At 64.4% G+C, this 21110-nt stretch carries 20 protein-coding genes; 12 read left to right on the forward strand and 8 right to left on the reverse strand.

The features are described 5' to 3' along the window. Window positions 1-307: 307 nt before the first annotated feature. The 3 genes from AAFX91_RS09915 to AAFX91_RS09925 form a co-directional block, all read right to left on the reverse strand. On the reverse strand, window positions 308-745 hold the full coding sequence (locus AAFX91_RS09915; RefSeq protein WP_130579417.1) for a phage holin family protein: 438 nt from the start codon (window positions 743-745) through the stop codon (window positions 308-310). A gap of 16 nt (window positions 746-761) precedes the next feature. Further along, the gene (locus tag AAFX91_RS09920; protein ID WP_130579419.1) at window positions 762-1130 is read right to left on the reverse strand and encodes a YqjD family protein; all 369 of its coding nucleotides are present in this window, start codon (window positions 1128-1130) and stop codon (window positions 762-764) included. An 89-nt stretch (window positions 1131-1219) separates the two neighbouring features. Next, window positions 1220-2332, reverse strand: a complete 1113-nt coding sequence (locus AAFX91_RS09925) for an AI-2E family transporter (protein ID WP_394566326.1) — start codon at window positions 2330-2332, stop codon at window positions 1220-1222. Window positions 2333-2567: 235 nt separating this feature from the next. Here AAFX91_RS09925 and AAFX91_RS09930 point away from each other — a divergent pair, with 235 nt between their 5' ends. Both AAFX91_RS09930 and AAFX91_RS09935 read left to right on the forward strand, forming a co-directional pair. Continuing rightward, on the forward strand, window positions 2568-3359 hold the full coding sequence (locus AAFX91_RS09930; protein WP_394566327.1) for a L,D-transpeptidase: 792 nt from the start codon (window positions 2568-2570) through the stop codon (window positions 3357-3359). A gap of 7 nt (window positions 3360-3366) precedes the next feature. Beyond that, complete coding sequence (locus AAFX91_RS09935; protein WP_394566328.1) at window positions 3367-4020, forward strand: DUF2865 domain-containing protein; 654 nt, start codon at window positions 3367-3369, stop codon at window positions 4018-4020. Between the two features lie 14 nt (window positions 4021-4034). Here AAFX91_RS09935 and AAFX91_RS09940 read toward each other — a convergent pair whose 3' ends face one another. After that, a complete protein-coding gene (locus AAFX91_RS09940; RefSeq protein ID WP_394566329.1) occupies window positions 4035-6128 on the reverse strand; it encodes a methyl-accepting chemotaxis protein in 2094 nt (697 codons plus the stop codon). 195 nt (window positions 6129-6323) lie between these two features. On the opposite strand from AAFX91_RS09940, the gene AAFX91_RS09945 reads away from it, so the two are divergent. Further along, window positions 6324-6470: a Thivi_2564 family membrane protein gene (locus tag AAFX91_RS09945; protein WP_394566330.1), complete on the forward strand. Its 147-nt coding sequence runs from the start codon at window positions 6324-6326 to the stop codon at window positions 6468-6470. Between the two features lie 69 nt (window positions 6471-6539). Here AAFX91_RS09945 and AAFX91_RS09950 read toward each other — a convergent pair whose 3' ends face one another. The 4 genes from AAFX91_RS09950 to cysD form a co-directional block, all read right to left on the reverse strand. Then, complete coding sequence (locus tag AAFX91_RS09950) at window positions 6540-6740, reverse strand: CsbD family protein (protein WP_394566331.1); 201 nt, start codon at window positions 6738-6740, stop codon at window positions 6540-6542. A 168-nt stretch (window positions 6741-6908) separates the two neighbouring features. Further along, entirely contained in the window at window positions 6909-9071 is a 2163-nt protein-coding gene (locus AAFX91_RS09955; RefSeq protein ID WP_394566332.1) for a malate synthase G, read from the reverse strand. A 268-nt stretch (window positions 9072-9339) separates the two neighbouring features. Next, window positions 9340-11256, reverse strand: a complete 1917-nt coding sequence (cysC, locus tag AAFX91_RS09960) for an adenylyl-sulfate kinase (RefSeq protein ID WP_394566333.1) — start codon at window positions 11254-11256, stop codon at window positions 9340-9342. Between the two features lie 27 nt (window positions 11257-11283). Beyond that, on the reverse strand, window positions 11284-12078 hold the full coding sequence (gene cysD / locus AAFX91_RS09965) for a sulfate adenylyltransferase subunit CysD (protein WP_394566334.1): 795 nt from the start codon (window positions 12076-12078) through the stop codon (window positions 11284-11286). 256 nt (window positions 12079-12334) lie between these two features. On the opposite strand from cysD, the gene cysG reads away from it, so the two are divergent. The 9 genes from cysG (at window position 12335) to AAFX91_RS10010 (ending at window position 20961) form a co-directional block, all read left to right on the forward strand. Next, window positions 12335-13762: a siroheme synthase CysG gene (gene cysG, locus AAFX91_RS09970; protein ID WP_394566335.1), complete on the forward strand. Its 1428-nt coding sequence runs from the start codon at window positions 12335-12337 to the stop codon at window positions 13760-13762. Beyond that, window positions 13759-14076 (forward strand): DUF2849 domain-containing protein, encoded by a 318-nt coding sequence (locus AAFX91_RS09975; protein ID WP_130579440.1) that lies wholly within the window; start codon window positions 13759-13761, stop codon window positions 14074-14076. Before cysG ends, AAFX91_RS09975 begins: the two co-directional genes overlap by 4 nt. Before the next feature lie 11 nt (window positions 14077-14087). Beyond that, complete coding sequence (locus AAFX91_RS09980; protein WP_394566336.1) at window positions 14088-15743, forward strand: nitrite/sulfite reductase; 1656 nt, start codon at window positions 14088-14090, stop codon at window positions 15741-15743. Further along, complete coding sequence (locus AAFX91_RS09985) at window positions 15730-16245, forward strand: DUF934 domain-containing protein (protein WP_394566337.1); 516 nt, start codon at window positions 15730-15732, stop codon at window positions 16243-16245. The genes AAFX91_RS09980 and AAFX91_RS09985 overlap by 14 nt, the downstream gene beginning before the upstream one ends. Further along, window positions 16242-16961 (forward strand): phosphoadenylyl-sulfate reductase, encoded by a 720-nt coding sequence (locus AAFX91_RS09990; RefSeq protein WP_394566338.1) that lies wholly within the window; start codon window positions 16242-16244, stop codon window positions 16959-16961. The genes AAFX91_RS09985 and AAFX91_RS09990 overlap by 4 nt, the downstream gene beginning before the upstream one ends. A gap of 121 nt (window positions 16962-17082) precedes the next feature. Next, window positions 17083-18072: a sulfate ABC transporter substrate-binding protein gene (locus AAFX91_RS09995; protein ID WP_394566339.1), complete on the forward strand. Its 990-nt coding sequence runs from the start codon at window positions 17083-17085 to the stop codon at window positions 18070-18072. Window positions 18073-18139: 67 nt separating this feature from the next. After that, entirely contained in the window at window positions 18140-18946 is an 807-nt protein-coding gene (gene cysT, locus AAFX91_RS10000; RefSeq protein WP_165421146.1) for a sulfate ABC transporter permease subunit CysT, read from the forward strand. A 13-nt stretch (window positions 18947-18959) separates the two neighbouring features. Next, window positions 18960-19922, forward strand: a complete 963-nt coding sequence (cysW, locus tag AAFX91_RS10005; RefSeq protein WP_394566340.1) for a sulfate ABC transporter permease subunit CysW — start codon at window positions 18960-18962, stop codon at window positions 19920-19922. After that, window positions 19912-20961, forward strand: a complete 1050-nt coding sequence (locus tag AAFX91_RS10010) for a sulfate/molybdate ABC transporter ATP-binding protein (RefSeq protein WP_130579450.1) — start codon at window positions 19912-19914, stop codon at window positions 20959-20961. Before cysW ends, AAFX91_RS10010 begins: the two co-directional genes overlap by 11 nt. Window positions 20962-21110: the final 149 nt, after the last annotated feature.

Genomic DNA, 21110 nt, shown 5'->3' on the forward strand with positions numbered 1-21110 from the left:
CTCATTCTGGCACAACTGATGCCGTAGGGGGCCGTCCACCCCATCAACCACAGGCCGTTGTCGTGTGCTCCGCTGCACCCGCTTGCTCGCGCCACAATAACCGCCTGTGGTTATGCGTCCCCGCTTTCGCGGCGACGACGGCCGTAGGGTGGGCAAAGCGCCTACACGCACCGTCGCTTAAACACACTCCGGCGGAAGCGTGCCCACCATTGTGAGCGCGGCGCTGGATGGTGGGCACGGCGCAAGTGCGCCTTTGCCCACCCTACAGCCTGGATCGTCCGCTTTCGCGACGACGACGGCAGGGCTGTCACTTGTCCGGTGGCGGTGGATCGCTCGCCGCGCTCCGGCTGGCCATCAGCCCCAGCGCCAGCCCGCCGATCGCCAGGATCGGGACCAGCCGTTTCACGCCGATGGCGCGGACGAGCTGCAGGCCGGTTGCTAGCACCGCCGGGTTGGTGAGGAGGGATTGGCGTGCCGCCCGGGCCATCTCCTCGGCGCGCAGCCGCATCTGCCGCTTCCGTGCGACGTAGAGGGCGGCGGCGATCACCGCGACCACCACGAAAAGCGCGGCGCAGGCAAGACATGCCCAAATCGGCCCATAGGTCTGGTGCACCCAGACGAAGAACGCCGCACAGAGGAAGCCGAGCGCAATGAGCGCGGTTGCGGCGATCACGACCGCAAGCGACGTCAGCCGCATGGCATTGCCCGCCTGCTCCCTGACGTCACTGACCAGTCGCTGCAGCATGGGGACGTGTCCGCCGCTACCTTCGCCAGGCCATGCCGATCAGGAAGCCGAGGCCGAGCGCAATGCCGACGGTCGCCAGCGGGCGCTGGGTGATGGCGTCCTCCAGCGTCTCCTCGATCGAGGAGTACGCATCCTGCGCGGCGTCCATCATCGCGCTGCCGCGCTCCGACATGTCGTCGACGGCGGTTTCGGCGCGGTCGCGCGCCTGGTCGTATCCACGGCGTGCCTGCTTTCGCGCGCTGCCGGCGAACGAGTTGAGCGCCTCGGTGATCTGGTCGGTCAGCGCGGCGATGTCGTCCTTCACGGTGGCGACATCCTTCTGCAGGCGTTCATAGGTTGCTTTGTCTGTCATGTTCTTCAATCCGAAATCGCTTGTCACCGACATCGAACAGCTCCCGAACCAATGTTGCTTCACCAATGTTGTTCTTGGCAGAACGCCGCGTCGGGAACTAAGTTCCCGAGCCGAAATCCGGTTCACTCCTCCGGCAGATGCGGCGAATTGACCGGCATCAGATGCTCCTTGAGGATCAGCGCGACGATCAGGAGTGGGGAGGCCAGGAAGGCGCCCATCGGGCCCCACAGCCAGGTCCAGAACGCCAGTGCGATGAAAATGGCGAGCGCATTCAGGGCAAGTCTTCGGCCGATGATGGTCGGGGTGATGAAATGCCCCTCGAGGAAGGTCAGCACCGCAAAGCAGGCCGGCGCGATCAATCCGGCGCTGATGGTCGAGAAGCTGACGAGACCGACCAGAACCAGCACCACGAACATCGCGACCGGCCCGATGATCGGGATGAAGTTCAGCGTGGCGGCGAGCGCGCCAAGGCCCGCCGGGTTGGGCATGCCAGTGACGGCACAGATCAGCCCGGTCCCGATCCCGACGCCGATATTGATCATGGTCACCATGAGCAGGTAGTTGCCGAGATGTCCCTCGATCTCGTTGAGGATGCGCAGGGTGCGGAGCCGCCAATCGCGATCGCCGAAGGCCATAACGAGCCCCCGCCGCAGATCCTTCCAGCTTGCGATGAACAGGATCAGGGTGGCGATGAACAGCAGGAATTCGGCAAAGGTCGGCGACAGGAATTCCACCGTCGGCTGCACCCATTCGAACTTCGGCAATTGCAACGGGGCAAGCGTCTCGGAGCCGCCGATCATGCTCTGCAATTGCTGCCACAGCGCGAGCGGCCGGTCGAAGATGTGCATCTTTTCTTTCAGCGCCGCTGCGAGCTCCGGCAACCGGGCGCTCCACTCGATCGCCGGAGCGGAAATCAATCCGATAATGAAAGTGGCGGCAGCGCTGACGGCGGCCACGATCAGCACTGCGGCGACCGCGCGGGGCACGCGGTAGCGCTCGAGGAAGCTTGCCGCCGGCGACAGCATGGTGCCGACGATGAAGGCCATCGTGATCGGCAGGAAGAAGGCCTTGGCCAGATAGAGCGCCGCGACGATGGCGATAACCAGGAGCCCGACCAGCGACAGGGCGACGAGCTCGGTGCGGCGGATGACCGGCGGCAGCTCGGCGTGGCCATCGGGGGCGGGCGTGCCTTCGGCGCCATTGGACAGGAGACGCTCACTGGGAAAGACACGCACGCTGGTTCTCTCCCGCCACGGGCGCATGTCAAGGCGACGCGCGGGTGTGCGTGCCACGACCGGAAATTCTTGGAGGGCCAACTCCGGGCCGGCCGCCAGGTTCCATCGCGCGATCGTGAGCGGCTGTGTTCTTGACTGATGCGACTCTGCCACGGCGGAGCCGGAACCGCGAAGCGATGGCGCGCGTTTGGTTGGGGCAGAGCATCAGCGTGATGCGTATCCAATGGGGCAGCACATGACACCGTCATCCGCTCTATTCCGCCGATCGTCGCGCGCGGCAAACGCGCTTGTCTTCGCCGTCAGCCTGCTGGTGACGCCTATCGCCCTCTCGAACTCCGCGAGCGCCCAGTCGCTGGGCTACGCCCCCATCCGGCAGGGCGCCTTTCCGTCCGACGAGGCCTTGACGCCCGAGGGGAGGGACGCGGAGGCCGGCGTGCTGCCGGAGCGGTTGCGCCGTGCGGTGGTGCCGTTTGCGAGCAGCGAAGCGGCAGGCACGGTCATCATCGATACCGGCAACACCGCGCTCTACTATGTGCTCGGGCAGGGCCGCGCGATCCGCTACGGCGTCGGCGTCGGCCGCGAAGGCTTCACTTGGTCAGGCGTGCAGACCATTAGCCGCAAGGCGGAATGGCCGGACTGGTATCCGCCCGCCGAGATGATCAGGCGCCAGCCCTATCTGCCGCGGTTCATCGCCGGGGGTCCCGGCAATCCGCTGGGCGCGCGTGCGATGTATCTGGGATCGAGCGAATACCGCATCCACGGCACCAACGATCCCTCGACCATCGGCAAGTTCGTCTCCTCCGGCTGCATCCGGATGACCAATGAGGACGTCACCGATCTGTTTGGCCGCGTCAATGTCGGCACCAAGGTCGTGGTGCTGCCGAAGAATGCGCCAGTGCTCGCCCGCGGTTCGGATACCAGGACCACGATCAGCGTGCGCCCGGCGCCGCCGCGTCCGCAAGCCGCGGCGACCACGCTGCCGTCGGGCCAGCAAGCGATACGACTGAACGTGTCGTCGGTGAATTGAGGCGAAAATGGCCCCGATCTCGCATTGGCGATGGATATTCGGCGCGACGGCGCTCGTCCTTGCCGTCGCCGCGCCCGCGGCGCAGGCCCAGGATTTCTTCTCGCTCCTGTTCGGCGGCTTCGGCCGGCCTCCGATGTTCCGGCCGCCGTTCGACGACGGCCCGCCCGCCGTGCAGCAACGGATTTGGCGGCCGCGCGCCTATGACCGCAGCTATGATCGCGCTTATAGCGGCGGGGGTCAGGCGTTCTGCGTGCGTACCTGTGATGGTCGTTACTTCCCGCTGCCGGTCTCCGACAATGCCAGTCGCGCGCAGAGCTGCAATAATTTCTGTCCGGCGAGCGAGACCAAGCTGGTCTATGGCGGCAGCATCGACAACGCCGAGACGGAGGACGGAACGGCGTATTCGGAACTGCCGAACGCGTTCCGTTACCGAAACGAGATCGTGGCGGGTTGCACCTGCAACGGCAAGGATCCCGGCGGGCTGGCGCAGGTCAAAATCGAGGATGATCCCACCCTTCGGAAGGGGGACATCGTCGCCAGCGAAAACGGCCTGATGGTCGCCGGCCGCCCCGACAAGCGCGGTGCCTCGCTGCAGCTCTCGCCCGCGCCCGACCGCATCCGCGCCAAATATGGGCGCGTGCCGGTGGTGGCGCGGGAGTGAGTGGTGAATAGGGGCTAGGCGGCGCGGATCTTGCCGAGGAAATCGGTGACTTGGTCGCCGAGCCCACGGCTTTGCGTCTCCAGCGTCTCCGAGGCGACGCGAACGTCCGCAGCGGCGGCCGCCGCGGTGTCCGCATCGGCCTTCACGCCGGTGATGTTCTCGGACACGTTCTTGGTGCCCTGGGCGGCAAACTGCGTGCTGCGCGTGATCTCCTGGGTCGCGGCGCCCTGCTCCTGGACGGCGGCGGCAATCGCGGTCGCGACTTCATTGACTTCGCCGATGATGCTGCCGATGCCCTTGATGGCGTCGATGGCTTCGCCGGCGACCTTCTGGATGTCGGCCATCTGCTCGGAAATCTCCTCCGTCGCCTTTGCGGTCTGGCTCGCCAGCGACTTGACCTCGGAGGCGACCACGGCGAAGCCGCGTCCGGCCTCGCCGGCGCGGGCGGCCTCGATGGTGGCATTCAGCGCGAGCAGGTTGGTCTGCGCCGCGATGGTGTTGATGAGGCCGATCACCTCGCCGATGCGGCCGGCGGATTTCGCAAGTCCCTGCACGGTGCCGTCGGTGTTGCGGGCCTGGTTGACCGCGCGGCTGGCGATACCGGCCGCATGCGCCGCCTGCTGGCTGATGTCGTTGATCGAGGCGCTCAATTCCTCGGAAGCCGCTGCGACCGTCTCCACGCTCATCGACGCCTCGCCGGACGCCTTTTCGGCGATCTCGACCCGTTCATTGGTCTGGCGCGACACGGCGGAAAGGTTGGCGGACGTCGCCCGCATCTTGCCGGAGGCGTCGCCGAGATGTTCGAGCGTCTGGCGCACCAGATGCTCGAACTCGCCGACATGGTTCTCGATCGTCTGCTGGCGGGCGGCTGCGCCGGCATTGCGCTCGCGCTCCTGCGCTTCGATGCGGAGCTTGTCCTTGGCCTGCTGCTTGAAGGTTTCAAGCGCACCGGCAAGCGCGCCGATCTCGTCCTTGCGCCCGGCATAGCCGCTATCGACATTGAGGTCGCCGGAGGCGACTTTCAGCATGGCATCGCGGATGTTGTGCAGCGGCGTGATGACGCGGCGGCCGATCGCGATCATGGCGCCGACCGTGAGCGCGATCGCGCCGGCGAGCAGCGCAAGCTGTGTGATCAACGAGCGCTGCGCCAGGGCGTATTGGGCGGCAGCGTGATCCTTCGCCGCATCGAGCGCCGCTTCCGCGACCGCCACGGCCGTCCCCATCCGGCCGACGGTGACCGGGCTCCACTGGTTCGCGGCCATCTCCGGCTTCCCGCCATTGGCAAGCGCCGCCATCAGCCGGTCGCGCAGCCTTTGATAATCAGGATCGAAATAGGCGGTCTTGGAGGCGGGAATCGCAGCCGCGAGCTTCGGCGGCAATTGCATGCCTGAGGTTGCCACCTCGAGCGCCTTCCAGGCGGCATCGATGCCGCCGACGAATTTGGTGTAGCTTTGGTGGATTTCCGGCGTGATACGGCCTGCACCGAGTCCGTCTGACACCAGCGCGGAGGCTTCGCCGGCGGTGTTGCGCAGCAGCCAGGCAGTCTGCTTGATGTTGAGCAATTGGTCGATCACCGCATCCTGGTGATTGACGTCGGCGGCAAGCGTTCCCGACAATTTATTGAGCACGTCGAGCAAGGCCTGCGTCGTTGCCTGATACTCCTTCGCCAGCTCGGCGCGACGCGCTTCCTTCGGCTTGGCCATCTCCTGCCAGAATTCCGTCTGCTCGGCCGTCAGCAGCGAGAACAGCCGTTCGAACTCCGCCACCAAGGTCTTCTGCTGGGCGAAGTCCATGGTCTTGAGCCGGGCGAGCCCGTTCGCCATCGCCAGCATTTCGGCATCGCGGAGATCGCGAAGGTACTTCTCGATCCCGCCGTCCATCGGAGACCCGCCGGTCAGAAGGCGGTTGGTGGACGAACGGTCGGTTCGCAGGCTGTGCATCGCCTTGAAAAGGTCGGCCGAGACGTCGGCAATCGTCGAAATCCGGCCCGCCGCCTGCAGCCGGCCCCAGCTATCCCACGCATTCAGCGAGAAACCGACGACGATGCAGAATGCAGTGCTCAGGATAACGATCTTCAGCAACGCGGATACAGAAAGGCGATTCAGCATGTGGCTCCCCCAAAGCTGTCGCCATTTGGAACAATAAGGGTAAAAATTTCCGGAAACGCTATTGCCGTATATTTACGGAGCGCGCTGAAATGACCGAGCTTTTCGCAAGTGGGCAAGTTCCCCGTCAGGAACCTCGCAGGCTTCCGGCAGTTAAGAAAGTGCTAACACGCCATTCATGACGTCCTCGGGGGCCGCATGCTCATCAGCATACTCATCACGTTTCTGGTCGTTATCCTCGTCCTTTACCTGATCAACCTGCTGCCGCTCGACGCACGCGCCAAGCAGATCGCGCGTGTCGTCGTGATCATCCTGGGCGTAATCTCGCTCTTGAAATACATCTGAATACATCGCGGTGTTCTGACAACACCAAGCAAAAGCCCCGGCGTCGGCCGGGGCTTTTGCTGCGAGAGCCTATCGCAGGCTTCGGAACCAGTCGTCCACATCCTTGCGGATCTGGTCCTTGGCGAAACCGTAGCGCTGCTGCAGCTTGCCTTCGAGCTGCTCGCGGCGGCCTTCGATCACGTTGAGATCGTCATCGCTGAGCTTGCCCCATTTCTCCTTGGCAGCGCCCTTGAACTGCTTCCAGTTGCCCTCGATCCGGTTCCAATCCATTGCCATCTCTCCGATGCTTCAGTTGAGATGGCGTTGAAACGGATTGATGCCGCACGGGTTCCAACCATGCGGCGTCATGCTCTGTAGCTCGGATGAAGCGAAGCGTAATCCGGGGATGGTGGTCCCGGGTTGCGCTTCGCTCCACCCGGGCTACGGCGATGCGCCAGATCAGCCGGCGGCCTTCGCTTCGCGACGGCGGGCGGTGAGAATGAACTCGGTGTAGCCGTTCGGCTGCTCGCGGCCCTTGAAGATCAAGTCGCAGGCCGCCTTGAAGGCGACACCGTCGAAGGACGGCGCCATCGGCTTGTAGAGCGGATCGCCCTTGTTCTGGCCATCGACGACGATAGCCATACGCTTCAGCGACTCCATCACCTGGTCCCTGGTGACGACGCCCTGGTGCAGCCAGTTCGCCAGATGCTGGCTCGAGATGCGCAGGGTGGCGCGGTCTTCCATCAGGCCGACGTCGTGAATGTCAGGCACCTTGGAGCAGCCGACGCCCTGGTCGATCCAGCGCACGACATAGCCCAGGATGCCCTGGCAGTTGTTGTCGATCTCCTGCTTCACGTCATCGGGCGCCCAGTTCGACTGCGACACCGGAATGGTGAGGATGTCGGAGAGTTTCGCGCGCGGCCCACCCTTGGCCAGCTCCTGCTGGCGCGCGATCACGTTGACCTGGTGATAGTGCAGCGCGTGCAGCGTCGCAGCGGTCGGCGACGGCACCCAGGCGGTGGTGGCGCCGGCCTGCGGATGGCCGATCTTCTGCGCCAGCATGTCGGCCATCTTGTCGGGCGCTGCCCACATTCCCTTGCCGATCTGCGCATGGCCGGGCAGGCCGTCGATCAGGCCGATGTCGACATTCCAATCCTCATAGGCCTTGATCCAGGGCTGCGCCTTCATGTCGTTCTTGCGGATCATCGGACCCGCTTCCATCGAGGTGTGGATCTCGTCGCCGGTGCGGTCGAGGAAGCCGGTGTTGATGAACATCACGCGCTTGCCCGCATTCTGGATGCTGGCCTTGAGGTTGACCGTGGTGCGGCGCTCCTCGTCCATGATGCCGACCTTGAGCGTATTCTCCGGCAGCGAGAGCAATTTCTCGACCTCGCCGAACAACTCACAGGTCAACGCGACTTCATCGGGGCCGTGCATCTTCGGCTTGACGATGTAGACCGAGCCGGTGCGGCTGTTCTTCACCTTCGACTTGCCCTTGATGTCATGGATCCCGAGCAGGCCGGACACCGCGGCATCGAGGATCCCTTCGGGGATCTCCTCGCCCTTTGCATCGAGCACGGCGTCGGTGAACATGTGATGGCCGACATTGCGCATCAAGAGCAGGCTGCGGCCGTGCAGCGTCAGATCCTTGCCGTCGGGCGTCTTGTAGACGCGGTCGGCATTGAGCGAGCGCGTCAGGGTCTTGCCGCCCTTCTCGAAATCAGCCGACAGCGTGCCGGCCATGAGACCAAGCGTATTGCGATAGACCAGCACCTTGTCCTCGGCGTCGACGGCCGCGACGCTGTCTTCCATATCGAGGATGGTGGAGACCGCCGCCTCCAGGATCATGTCGGCGACCCCTGCCGGATCGTCCTTGCCGATCGGATGATTGCGGTTGATCGTCACGTCGATGTGCAGGCCGTTGTTGACGAGCAGCACGGCGCTTGGCGCGGCGGCATCGCCCTGATAACCCGCGAATTGTGCGGCCGATTTCAGTGCGGTGGTGTTGCCTTTCTTGAGCTTCACCGCGAGCTTGCCGCCGCTGACGCTGTAGGAGGTCACATCAGTGTGGCTTCCGGTCGCGAGCGGCGCGGCCGAATCCAGGAGCGCCTTGGCCTTCGCGATCACCTTGTCGCCGCGCGCCTTGTTGTAGCCCTTGCCACTCTCGCTCGGGTCGTGCGGGATCGCGTCGGTGCCGTAGAAGGCGTCATAGAGGCTGCCCCAGCGCGCATTCGCCGCATTCAGCGCATAGCGTGCATTGGTCAGGGGCACCACGAGCTGAGGACCGCAGATCTTGCCGATCTCTTCGTCGACATTAGCGGTCTCGACCTGCCTGGTCGGCGGCTCCGGGAGCAGATAGCCGATTTCCTTCAGGAAAGCGGTATAGGCGTTGATGTCGAACTTCTTGCCCTTGTTGGCGCGGTGCCAATCGTCGATCTTGGCCTGCAGCGTGTCGCGGAAGGCGAGCAGCTCGCGGTTTTTCGGCCCCAGTTTTGCGATGATGGCGGCGAGCCCCGCCCAGAAGGCGTCGGGCGCGATCCCGGTGTTGGGGGTCGCTTCCTTGGCGATGAAATCGAACAGGACAGGGGCGATCTTCAATCCGTGGGCTTCGACACGCGTCATGTTGGGCTTTCCAAGAGAAATGGCGTTTACGGACTGTTTTCGGGACGAAAACAGCAAAAAACGCGCCAAAAGGCGGGCGGTTCAGCGCCCTTTTAGCGCTAAAGCCACGGCCATGAGAAGGCCCCCCGGGTGGCCATATTACCCGCAACCGTCATGCCCCGCGGAGGCGGGGCATCCAGTACGCCGCGGCTTCTTCAACTACGATCGTCTCTGGAATACTGGATCGCCCGGTCAAGCCGGGCGATGACGGGGAGGGGAGATTGCCTGCCTAAATATTCGCCGCGAGGTCGGCGACTTCCTCGAATAGGATGCCGGTTTGGGCCAGCATCCGTTCGATCTCGTCGACGGCGTCCGCCACCGACCGATTCGACGTATCGATGGTCAGTTCGTTGCCCGCCGGCGGCTCGTAATCATTGGTGATGCCGGTGAAGGAGGGCAGGCCGCCCGCGCGGGCCTTGGCGTAATGGCCCTTTGGATCGCGGCTTTCGCAGATCTCCGCCGGCGTTGCGACATAGATCTCACGGAACGCGCTGTCGGCGATGCGGCGCGCGGCGGCGCGGTCGGATGCGGCGGGCGAGACCGCGGCGACGATCGCGATATGGCCGTTGCGCGCCAGATGCGTCGCGACCTCCGCGAGGCGGCGGATGTTTTCGCTGCGATGCGCGTGCGAGAAGCCAAGGTCGCTGTTGAGGCCGGCACGCAAGGTGTCGCCATCGAGCAGGATCGGCGAGCCGCCATTCGTGAACAGCCGCCGCTCCAGCGCAAGCGCCAATGTCGATTTGCCGGAGCCGGGCAGCCCCGTGAACCAGAGCACGGCGCCGCCATGACGATAGCGGGCCGCACGCTCGTCGGCGCGCAACGCGGACTCCACCGGCACGATGTCGACGGGCACGGCGCGCTGGCCGGCATCGACCGACAGCACGAGGCCGCCACCGGCGATCCGGCCGTTCACCTCGATCACCAGCCGCCCGGTGCGCGGGCTTTCGCTGTAGGGATCGGCAGCAATCGGCTGCGCCAGCGAGATGTCGATCTCGCCGACATGGTTGCGTGCGATCGAATTGGTTTCCTTGTTGGAGAGCGCGCCGGGATCGACTGCCTTGTCGATCGCGACCACGCTCGCGCGGGTCTCGCGCGTGCCGAGCCGGATCAGGATCTGGTCGCCCTTCGACAATGGCTTATCGTGCAGCCAGAAGATCCGGGCGTGGATGCGGCGGGTGTCGCGCGGGCTCAGGCCGACATGGCCGATGACGTCGCCGCGCTCGATGAAGAGCTCGCGGTCCAGCGTGATGCCGACCGAGCGGCCGGCCGTTTGCGGTCCCTGAAGCGGCGTCACCGGCCAGCTCTCGACGGTCTTGATCTTCGCGATCTTGCCGGCGGGCATGATCACGATCTCGTCGCCGGCCTTCAGGCTGCCGGATTCGATGCGGCCGGCGATGATGCGGCGGTCGTCGAACTTGTAGATCGCCTGCACCGGCAGTCGCAGCGGCAATGTTTCCGCCGGCCGCGCCGGCTCCAGCGCATCCAGCGCCTCGACCACGCTCGGCCCCTTGTACCAGCCGATCCGCGGCGTGTGCGCGGCAACGCCGTCGCCGTCGCGCGCGGAAATCGGAATCACCGCCGATGGCTTCACGCCAAGACCGGTCAGGTGCGCCGATATCTCGTCGCTGATCTCGTTGAAGCGCTCGGCGCTAAAATCGACCCGGTCCATCTTGTTGACGACGACAGCGACCTGCTTGATGCCGAGCAAATGCAGGAGATAGCCGTGCCGCCGCGTCTGGTCGCGCACGCCTTCGAGCGCGTCGATGATCAGCACGGCGCCGTCGGCCTGCGAGGCGCCGGTGATCATGTTGCGGAGGAATTCGGCGTGGCCGGGCGCGTCGATCAGCACCACGTCGCGCGAGCGGGTACGGAAGCGGATCTGCGTGGTGTCGATGGTGATGCCCTGGTCGCGCTCGGTCTGCAGCGCGTCCAACAGGAACGACCATTCGAAGGGCATGCCGCGCCGCGCGCTGACGGCTTTCAGCATTTCGAGCTTGCCATCGGGCAGGCTGCCGGTCTCGTGCAAGAGGCGGCCGACGAGGGTGGATTTGCCATGATCGACATGGCCGACGATGACGATGCGGACTTGCGGACGCGTGGTGCCGTTCGGTGTCGCGGAGATCGCGCTGGGAAGAACCATGTTCATCGAAGATCGCCTTAACTTGCCAAGAGCTCAGAGATAGCCGGCGACACGCAGCCGCTCGAACGCATCCTCGGTCTCATGATCGAGTGCGCGGCCCGCGCGTTCCGGCACCTTGGTGTCTTCGAGCTCGGCCAGGATCTCATCGATATCAGACGCGGTCGACGCGACGGGGAAGGTGATGTCGGCATCACCAAGCGAACGATAGCGCTTGCCGTCCTTCGCCAGATAAAGCGGGATGATCGGGATGTTCTCGCGTCTTGTGTAGGCCCAGATGTCGGCCTCGGTCCAATGCAGGATCGGATGGATGCGCAAATGCGCGCCTTGCGGCGGGGAGGCGTTGAAATGATCCCAGAATTCCGGCGGCTGGTCGCGCACATCCCATTCGCCCTCGAGTCCGCGCGGCGAGAACACGCGCTCCTTGGCGCGCGTGGCCTCTTCGTCGCGGCGGATGCCGGCGATCAATCCGTCAAAGCCGTGCTTGACCAGCGCGAGCTTCAGGCCCTCGGTCTTGCGCGCAGCAGAGCGCGCCGCAGGCGGCAGCGTGGGGTCGACACTATCGATCGGCGGGCAGGGTTCGACGCGCAGGTCGATATCCCATTCCTTCGCGTACTGGTCGCGGAAGGCATACATCTCCGGAAATTTCTTGCCGGTATCGACATGCAAGGCAGGGAAGGGCACGCGGCCGAAGAACGCCTTGCGCGCGAGCCAGATCATCACGTTGGAGTCCTTGCCGAGCGACCACAACAGCGCGAGCTTCTTCAACCGGGCGAACGCCTCGCGCAGAATGTAGATGCTTTGCGCTTCGAGCTCGTCGAGATGATCCATTGAAGGGACGGTCGCGGGTGCTTCGACGAGGATTTTGCGCGACGCCTTTATTCCCTCGCGGGGCTCGGATGAGCGCAACCGTGCTGTGCCGGATTCATTGTCGAGAAGATGCATCTCTGTGCCTTGGCCTTTGGAGGCGAAAATTCTATAGTTGCGATGCAATAGAGAAGAAATAAATTTCTCTTTGCGGGCGCTTGCCGACACATATATAGAATAAAATTCCAGTCAACCCATAAGTTGGGGAAGCGAGCGGCGCATGCGGTTCTTGCCGGTGTTCCTGGATCTGCAAACAGGCGTGGTGCTGTTGGTCGGCGCCGGAGACCTCGTGCGTGCGAAGCTGCGTCTGCTCGCGGCAGCCGGCGCGCGCGTCCGCTGGTTTGCGACCGATGGCAATCATGATGTGAGCGGGATCGATGCGACGCGTGTCGAACTCGCGACAGGCGATCCGCTCGTCGCCGATCTCAGCGGCGTCATCGCGGTGCTCTGCGCGGGCGCCGGCGATATGGGTGTTGCGATGGCGGCGCGTGCGAAGGCTGTCGGCCTGCCCGTCAATGTGATGGACGATCTCGACCATTCCACCTTCATTTTCCCGGCGATCGTCGATCGCGGCGATGTCGTGGTCGCCGTTGGCACCGGCGGCGCTTCGCCTGTTGTGGCGCGCCGCGTGCGCGAGCGGATCGAGGCGGTGCTGCCGGCCCGCATCGGCGATCTCGCGTCTTTCATCGGCCAATTCCGCAAATCAATTCACGCGCGTATCGGCGAATTCGCGCTGCGCCGCCGCTTCTGGGAGCGCATTGTCGACGGTCCGATCGGCGCGCTGGTGCTGGCCGGCAAGAGGGGCGAAGCGGAAAAGGCGCTGCAGCAGATTTCCGATCCCTCCGCCTTTGCCGGCGCGACCGCACTCGGCAAGGCCAAGGGCCATGTGACGCTGGTCGGTGCGGGACCCGGCGATCCGGATCTCCTCACTATCAAGGCGCTGCGCGCGCTGCAGGACGCTGATGTCGTGTTCTACGATGAACTGGTGTCATCGGAGATTCTCGACCGCGCGCGCCGCGACGCATCGCGCATCCCGGTTGGCCGCCGCGTCGGCAAGCCCGGCATCGGCCAGGACGCGATCAACAGACTGATGATCGAGGCTGCGAAATCAGGACAGCGCGCGGTGCGGCTGAAGGGCGGCGATCCCTTCATCTTCGGCCGCGGCGGCGAGGAGATCGAAGCGCTGCGCCAGGCGGGCGTCGCCTATTCGGTGATCCCCGGCATCACGGCGGGCCTCGGCGCCGCCGCACAATTCGAGACGCCGCTTACCTTCCGCCATGAGGCGCTGCGCATCACCTTCCTCACCGCGCACAAGGCGCGCGACGCCGAGACTGTCGACTGGTCGGCGCTAACAGACAAGAAGATGACCGTCGTCGTCTATATGGGCATGACCGCGGCGCCGACGATCCGCGCCGGCCTCCTAGCCGCCGGTCGCTCGCCGCAAACGCCGGTCGGCGTGTTCGCGCGGGTGACGCGGTTGGATGCCAAGGCGGCGGTCGGAACGCTCGAACATTTGCCGTCGCTGGTCGAGAAGATCGATGGCGGCCCCGCCATCCTCGTCATCGGCGACGTCGTCTCCCACTCCGCGCCGTGGCGTCAAGCCAACCTCAACCAAGTGATCTCGGAACTTTTGGAAGCTGCCGAATGACCTCTCCGCTTGAACAGAAGAAAATCAGAATTACCGGGCCTTCGGTAGTGACCGCCAACCGCACTCATGACGGCGTGGTGATCTATCGCACGCCGCAGCATGGCTGGTCGTCGCGCCTCGCTGATGCCGCGATCGTGCGCACATCCGACGATGCGCGGGCGCTGCTTGCCGAAGCGGTTGCCGACGATGTCGGTGCCATCGGTTCCTACATCGCGCCTGTCGAAATCAAGGACAATGGAGAGATTGCGCCCGGCAATCTCCGCGAACATATCCGGTCGGAAGGCCTCACCATCGAGCTTCCGGTTCCGGCTTAAGGTTCTCCCTCATGTACGCATATGACGAACTCGATCGCACGCTCCTTCACGAACGTGTCGAAGAATTCCGCGACCAGGTGAAGCGCCGCCTTTCCGGCGAACTCACCGAGGACGAATTCAAGATCCTGCGATTGCAGAACGGCGTGTATCTGCAGCTCCACGCCTATATGTTCCGCGTCGCGATCCCCTATGGCACGCTGTCGTCAAAGCAACTGCGCGCGCTTGCCTATGTCGCGCGCCGCTACGATCGCGGTTACGGCCACTTCACGACGCGGCAGAACATCCAGTTCAACTGGATCAAGCTCGCCGAGCTGCCGGACGCGCTCGCCGATCTTGCCGAAGTCGGCATCCACGCCATGCAGACCTCCGGCAACAACATGCGCAACGTTACCTCGGACCAGTGGGCGGGCGTCGCGCCCGGCGAGGTCGAGGATCCCCGCATCTGGTCGGAGCTGCTCAGGCAGCACACGACGCTGCATCCGGAATTCTCGTTCCTGCCGCGCAAGTTCAAGATCGCGATCACCGCGTCCGATCACGACCGCGCCGCGATCCGGATCCACGACATCGGCCTGCGGCTGCACAAGAATGCCGATGGCGAGACCGGCTTCGAGGTGCTGGTCGGCGGCGGACTCGGCCGCACGCCGTTCATCGGCAAGACCATCAAGCCGTTCGTGCACGGCCGCGACATCCTGAGCTATGTCGAGGCGATCCTGCGCGTCTACAACCAGTATGGCCGCCGCGACAACATCTACAAGGCGCGCATCAAGATCCTGGTGCACGAGCTCGGCATCGAGAAGTTCGGCAAGGAAGTCGAGGAAGAGTGGCAGCTATTGCGCGACAGCGCGCTGACGCTGGATGATGCCGCGATCGAGGAAGTGCGCTCGCGCTTCAGCTATCCCGCCTACGAGAAGCTGCCGCATATGCCCGACGAGCTCAGGCAGGCGGCGCACGATCCGCTGTTTGAGCGCTGGCGCAAGAATTCGGTGTTTCCGCACAAGGCGCAGGGCTATTCGATCGTGACGCTGTCGCTGAAGCCGGTCGGCGGCCCGCCCGGCGACGCCACCGCCGAGCAGATGGACGTGATCGCCGATCTCGCCGATCGCTATTCCTTCGGCGAGATTCGCGTCGGCCATGAGCAGAACCTGGCGCTGCCGCACGTCGCCAAGCGCGACCTACCGGCGTTGTGGAAGGCGCTCGACAAGGTCGGGCTCGCGACGCCGAACGTGAATCTGGTCTCCGACATCATCGCCTGCCCGGGGCTCGATTACTGCTCGCTCGCGAACGCGCGCTCGATCCCGATCGCGCAGGAATTGACGCGGCGCTTTGCCAATCATGACACCGCGGGCCTGATCGGCCGGCTGCACATCAATATCTCCGGCTGCATCAATGCCTGCGGCCATCACCATGTCGGCCATATCGGCATCCTGGGTGTCGAGAAGAACGGCGAGGAATTTTACCAGATCACGATCGGCGGCCGCGCCGATGAGAGTGCCGCGCTCGGCACGCTGATCGGCCCCTCGGTGCCCTATGCCGAGGTCGCCGACGTGGTCGAGGACATCGTCGAGGCTTATCTGGCGCTGCGCGATTCCCCCGATGAACTCTTCATCGACACGGTCAAGCGGCTCGGCGTCGAACCTTTCAGGGAGCGGGTCTATGCCACTCGTTAAGAACGGAAAAATCGCAACCGACATCTACGTCTACGTCTCCGAGGGCGCGGAGATTCCAGCCGAGGGCGCGATCCTGGTGACGGCGGCGCGCTTCCTCGAAGATTCCGAGGCGCTGCTGCGCCGCCCCGGCAAGGTCGGCGTGGTCTGGCCCAACAACCGCGATCTCGACGAACTCGTGCCCTATCTCGACCGGCTCGCTGCGGTCGCGCTGGTGTTTCCATCGTTCCGCGACGGCCGCGCCTATAGCCAGGCGCGGCTGCTCCGCGAGCGCTATCGTTTCAACGGCGAATTGCGCGCCACCGGCCAGGTGCTGCGCGACCAGTTCGTGTTCATGCTGCGCGCCGGCTTCGACGCGCTCGACGTGAAGAAGGAAAAGGATGCGGACGCCTTCGCGGAGACGGTGAAACGCTACACCGTATTCTACCAGCCGACCGGCGACGGCCGCGCCACCGCGCTGAGCCGCCGCACGCAATTGCGCCATTCCGAAAGCGCCAGCCCATGAACGCGCTCGCGCCCGAGATGCCGGTCGAGGCGCGGTCGGCGCTGGAGCTCAATCGCGCCCTGCGCATGGCGACGCCGTTCGAGGTCATCGAGTCCGCGCTGAAGACGGTCGGCCGCGAGCGCCTTGCTCTGGTCTCGTCCTTCGGCACGGAATCGGCGGCGCTGCTGAAGGTGATGGCCGATGTCGATCCAGCCATCCCCGTGATCTTTCTCGATACAGGCTGGCTGTTCGCGGAAACGCTTGCCTATCGCGACACGCTGATCGACACGCTTGGTCTGACCGATGTTCGCTCGATCAAGCCGCTCGAGGAGACGCTTGGTCGCGAAGATCCCGAGCGCGATCTCTGGTTCTCCGATCCCGACGCCTGCTGCCGCATCCGCAAGGTCGAGCCGCTCTCGCGCGCGCTGGCGCCGTTCGCGGCCTGGCTCAATGGGCGCAAGCGCTTTCAGGGCGGCGCCCGCGCCGACATTCCCGTGGTCGAGGAAGACGGCGTCCGCCTGAAATTCAATCCCTTCGCCAACGCGACGCGCGAAGAGATTGAAGCGATCTACCGGGACGGCAAGCTGCCGCCGCATCCGCTTATTGCCTCCGGATACATGTCCGTCGGCTGCATGCCCTGCACCAGCCGCACCGCATCCGGCGAGGATGCGCGCGCCGGCCGCTGGCGCGGCCGCGCCAAGACAGAATGCGGCATTCATACGATGAAGACTTCTTAGGACAATGACGCTGCCACGCCGCAAACAATGAAATGCGGTTCCGTTGACTAAAGCGCTCTCCGCCGCGAGTTATGTTCCGCGTGCTCCGGTGTTGCTTCATCTGATTTGAATGGAGATAGAGATGGTCCGTCGTATCCTGCCGCTCGTCGCGGGCTTGCTGTGGGCGGGTTCGGCCTTCGCCGCCGATTACTCGCTGCTCAACGTGTCCTACGATCCGACGCGTGAGCTCTATGCCGATTTCAATAAGGCGTTTGCCGCCGCCTATCAGAAGGAGACCGGCAAGACCGTCGAGATCAAGCAGTCGCATGGCGGCTCCGGCTCGCAGGCGCGCGCCGTGATCGACGGCCTGCAGGCCGACGTGGTCACGCTCGCGCTCGCTTACGACGTCGACGCGGTCGCAGCCAAAGGCCTGATCGCACCGGACTGGCAGAAGCGCCTGCCGCAGAATGCCGCACCCTACACCTCGACCATCGTTTTCCTGGTGCGCAAGGGCAATCCCAAGGGCATCAAGGATTGGGACGACCTGATCAAGCCGGGCGTTGCCGTCATCACGCCGAACCCGAAGACCTCGGGCGGCGCGCGCTGGAATTATCTCGCCGCCTGGGGCTACGCACAGAAGAAGTTCGGCTCTGCCGACAAGGCCAAGAAGTTCGTCGCCGACCTCTATCAGAACGTGCCCGTGCTCGACACCGGCGCACGCGGCTCGACCGTCACCTTTGTCGAGCGCGGCGTCGGCGACGTGCTGCTTGCCTGGGAAAACGAGGCGTTTCTGGCGCAGCGCGAATTCGGCAAGGACAAGTTCGAGATCGTCTCGCCGCCGCTGTCGATCCTCGCCGAGCCGCCGCTCGCGATCGTCGATGCTGTCGCGGACAAGAAGGGTACCAGGACGATCGCCGAGGCCTATCTGAAATATTGGTATACCAGGGAAGGCCAAGAAATCGCCGCGCGCAATTCTTACCGTCCGCGCGATCCGGAGATTGCCAAGGAATACGAGAAATCCTTCGCCAAGGTTGAACTTTTTACCATCGACGACGTTTTCGGTGGTTGGACCAAGGCGCAGAAGGAGCACTTCGCCGAGGGCGGCATCTTCGACCAGATCTACAAGAATTGATCTGGTCGGGCCCGTAGGGGCAGAAGCAGGGGGATAGGTGAGCACAGCGGTTGCACGGCGCAGCACTTTGCCGGGATTCGGTCTCACCATGGGACTGACCCTGACGTGGCTCTCCGTTATCGTCCTGATTCCGCTCGCGGGTCTGTTTCTCAAGACGTTTGAGCTGAGCTTTGACCAGTTCTGGGGCATCGTCACCAGCCGTCGCACCCTGAGCGCGCTGAAGATTTCGTTCGGGCTGTCGTTTGCCGCGGCCTGCGTCAATCTGGTGATGGGCACGATCATCGTCTGGGCGCTGGTGCGCTACCGCTTTCCGGGACGGCGGCTGTTCGATGCGATCGTCGACATTCCCTTCGCGCTGCCGACCGCGGTTGCCGGCGTCGCGCTGACCCAGCTCTTTGCGCAGAAGGGCTGGTTAGGCGCGCCGCTTGCCGAACTGGGCATCAAGGTCGCGTTCACGCCGATCGGCATTTTCGTCGCCATGGTCTTCATCGGCATTCCCTTCGTGGTGCGGACGGTACAGCCTGTGCTGATCGATCTCGATCCCGAGATCGAGGAGGCCGCGGCAAGCCTCGGCGCCAACCGCTGGCACACGGTGTTTCGCGTGATCCTGCCGAGCCTGATCCCGGCGCTCTTGACCGGCTTTGCGCTCGCCTTTGCCCGTGCCGTCGGCGAATATGGCTCGGTGATCTTCATTGCCGGCAATCTGCCGAATGTCTCCGAGATCGCGCCATTGTTGATCGTGATCCGGCTCTCCGAATTTCGCTATGCGGATGCCACCGCGATCGCGGTGGTCATGCTGCTGGCTTCCTTCGTCATCATTTTCGCGGTCAATCGCCTGCAGCGCTGGGCGCAGACCCGCATTCCCACCCACTGAGGGGCCAGCATCGATGTCGCTGCAATCGAATCTGGCCTCCTCCACCACGCAGGTGCGGGCCTATGCCCCGACGGCAGACCTCAATGTCGTCTCGCCGCCGTCGCAGCGGGAGAAGGTGCGCCCGCACACGGCGGCCTCGAAGCGGGATCTGCGCACCGAGCCCCGGCCGATCCGCTTCCTGATCGTCGCGCTGGCGCTGATCTTCCTCACCGTGTTCGTGGTGCTGCCACTGGTCGTGGTGTTCGCGTCGGCGTTTTCGCGCGGCGTCACGGCCTATTTCGCCGCGCTCACCGAGCCGGAGGCGCTCTCGGCGATCTGGTTGACGCTTCTGATCGCGGCGATCTCCGTCAGCCTCAACCTGATTTTCGGCGTGATTGCGGCCTGGGCGATCTCGAAATTCGATTTTGCCGGCAAGACTTTTTTGATCACGCTGATCGATCTGCCGTTTTCCGTCAGCCCCGTGATCTCGGGCCTGGTCTTCGTACTGCTGTTCGGCGCGCAGGGCTTCTTCGGGCCATGGCTGCAGGCGCACAACATCTACATTCTGTTTGCGGTGCCCGGCATTGCGCTCGCCACCATCTTCGTGACCTTCCCCTTCGTTGCACGCGCGCTGATTCCATTGATGCAGGAGCAGGGCACGCAGGAGGAGGAGGCGGCGACTTCCCTGGGCGCGTCAGGGCTGCAGACCTTTTTCCGCGTCACTTTGCCCAACATCAAATGGGGCCTGCTCTACGGCGTCCTGTTGTGCAACGCGCGCGCGATGGGCGAGTTCGGTGCGGTGTCGGTGGTCTCGGGCCATATCCGCAACGAGACCAACACCATGCCGCTGCTGGTCGAAATCCTCTATAATGAATATCAGTTCGTGGCGTCGTTCGCGATCGCGTCGCTGCTTGCGATGCTGGCGTTGATCACGCTGGTCGTGAAGACGATCCTCGAACGGCGTCTGGACGAAGGGCAGATGGTCAGTGACGATTGAAGTCAAAAATATCGTAAAGAAGTTCGGCGATTTCGCAGCGCTCGATAATGTCAGCCTGAAGGTCGGCGACGGCGAGCTGTTGGCGCTGCTCGGGCCGTCCGGCTCCGGCAAGACCACGCTGCTCCGGATCATTGCCGGTCTCGACTGGCCCGAGGCGGGCGAAGTGACGATCGACGGCGAGGATGCGCTTGGCCGGGGCGCCAGCGAGCGCCATGTCGGCTTCGTGTTCCAGCACTACGCGCTGTTCCGCCACATGACGGTGTTCGAGAACGTCGCCTTCGGCCTGCGCGTGCAGCCGCGCGCGATCCGCAAGGACGAGAAGGCGATCCGCGCCCGCGTCAAGGAGCTGCTTGATCTCGTGCAGCTCGACTGGCTGTCGGATCGCTTTCCCAGCCAGCTATCCGGCGGCCAGCGCCAGCGCATCGCGCTCGCCCGTGCGCTCGCAATCGAGCCGCGCATCCTGCTGCTCGACGAGCCCTTCGGCGCGCTGGATGCCAAGGTGCGCAAGGAGCTCAGGCAATGGCTGCGCTCGCTGCATCAGGAAATTCACGTCACCTCGATCTTCGTCACCCATGACCAGGAAGAGGCGCTCGAGGTCGCCAACCGCGTGGTGGTCATGGACAAGGGCCGTATCGAGCAGATCGGCACCCCCGGTGAGGTTTATGACAATCCGGCGACGGCCTTCGTCCACGGCTTCATCGGCGAATCCATCGTGCTGCCGGTCGATGTCAGCGACGGCGCGGTCCGGCTCGGCGGCAGGCCGCTCAACATCGCCGCCAATGGCGCGGCGCCCGGCGCCTCCAAATTGTTCGTGCGCCGCCATGACATGCAGATCGGCCCGGCGGGGGGCGGATCGCTGGAAGGGGCGGTGCGCCGTGTCCGTTCCTTCGGCCCGATCCAGCGTGCCGAGGTCGCGCTTGCCGACAGCGAAGGCAAGACCGTGATCGAGATCGATGCGCCGCGCGACCGGGAACTGCAGGCCGGCGAAGTCATCTCGCTGGAGCCCCGCCGCTACCGCATCTTCGCAGTTCACGATTAGCCCTGTAGCCCGGGTGAAGCGAAGCGCAACCCGGGATCTGCATCCGCTTGCGAGAAAGCCCCGGATTACGCTTCGCTTCATCCGGGCTACGGGACCTCGCGGACGGCAACCGCCGCCGCAAAAAATCGTCCCGCGTTCACCATTCAGCC

Origin of the sequence: Bradyrhizobium sp. 31Argb (assembly GCF_043638955.1) — a bacterium.
In the GTDB taxonomy this organism is placed as follows: Bacteria; Pseudomonadota; Alphaproteobacteria; order Rhizobiales; family Xanthobacteraceae; genus Bradyrhizobium.

What these genes read in the sequence shown, in the direction of transcription:
- AAFX91_RS09915 (WP_130579417.1), bottom strand. Translation starts at nt 745, where the DNA reads ATGCTGCAGCGACTGGTCAGTGACGTCAGGGAGCAGGCGGGCAATGCC.
- AAFX91_RS09920 (WP_130579419.1), bottom strand. Translation starts at nt 1,130, where the DNA reads ATGTCGGTGACAAGCGATTTCGGATTGAAGAACATGACAGACAAAGCA.
- AAFX91_RS09930 (WP_394566327.1), top strand. Translation starts at nt 2,568, where the DNA reads ATGACACCGTCATCCGCTCTATTCCGCCGATCGTCGCGCGCGGCAAAC.
- AAFX91_RS09935 (WP_394566328.1), top strand. Translation starts at nt 3,367, where the DNA reads ATGGCCCCGATCTCGCATTGGCGATGGATATTCGGCGCGACGGCGCTC.
- AAFX91_RS09940 (WP_394566329.1), bottom strand. Translation starts at nt 6,128, where the DNA reads ATGCTGAATCGCCTTTCTGTATCCGCGTTGCTGAAGATCGTTATCCTG.
- AAFX91_RS09945 (WP_394566330.1), top strand. Translation starts at nt 6,324, where the DNA reads ATGCTCATCAGCATACTCATCACGTTTCTGGTCGTTATCCTCGTCCTT.
- AAFX91_RS09950 (WP_394566331.1), bottom strand. Translation starts at nt 6,740, where the DNA reads ATGGATTGGAACCGGATCGAGGGCAACTGGAAGCAGTTCAAGGGCGCT.
- AAFX91_RS09955 (WP_394566332.1), bottom strand. Translation starts at nt 9,071, where the DNA reads ATGACGCGTGTCGAAGCCCACGGATTGAAGATCGCCCCTGTCCTGTTC.
- cysC (WP_394566333.1), bottom strand. Translation starts at nt 11,256, where the DNA reads ATGAACATGGTTCTTCCCAGCGCGATCTCCGCGACACCGAACGGCACC.
- cysD (WP_394566334.1), bottom strand. Translation starts at nt 12,078, where the DNA reads ATGGATCATCTCGACGAGCTCGAAGCGCAAAGCATCTACATTCTGCGC.
- cysG (WP_394566335.1), top strand. Translation starts at nt 12,335, where the DNA reads ATGCGGTTCTTGCCGGTGTTCCTGGATCTGCAAACAGGCGTGGTGCTG.
- AAFX91_RS09975 (WP_130579440.1), top strand. Translation starts at nt 13,759, where the DNA reads ATGACCTCTCCGCTTGAACAGAAGAAAATCAGAATTACCGGGCCTTCG.
- AAFX91_RS09980 (WP_394566336.1), top strand. Translation starts at nt 14,088, where the DNA reads ATGTACGCATATGACGAACTCGATCGCACGCTCCTTCACGAACGTGTC.
- AAFX91_RS09985 (WP_394566337.1), top strand. Translation starts at nt 15,730, where the DNA reads ATGCCACTCGTTAAGAACGGAAAAATCGCAACCGACATCTACGTCTAC.
- AAFX91_RS09990 (WP_394566338.1), top strand. Translation starts at nt 16,242, where the DNA reads ATGAACGCGCTCGCGCCCGAGATGCCGGTCGAGGCGCGGTCGGCGCTG.
- AAFX91_RS09995 (WP_394566339.1), top strand. Translation starts at nt 17,083, where the DNA reads ATGGTCCGTCGTATCCTGCCGCTCGTCGCGGGCTTGCTGTGGGCGGGT.
- cysW (WP_394566340.1), top strand. Translation starts at nt 18,960, where the DNA reads ATGTCGCTGCAATCGAATCTGGCCTCCTCCACCACGCAGGTGCGGGCC.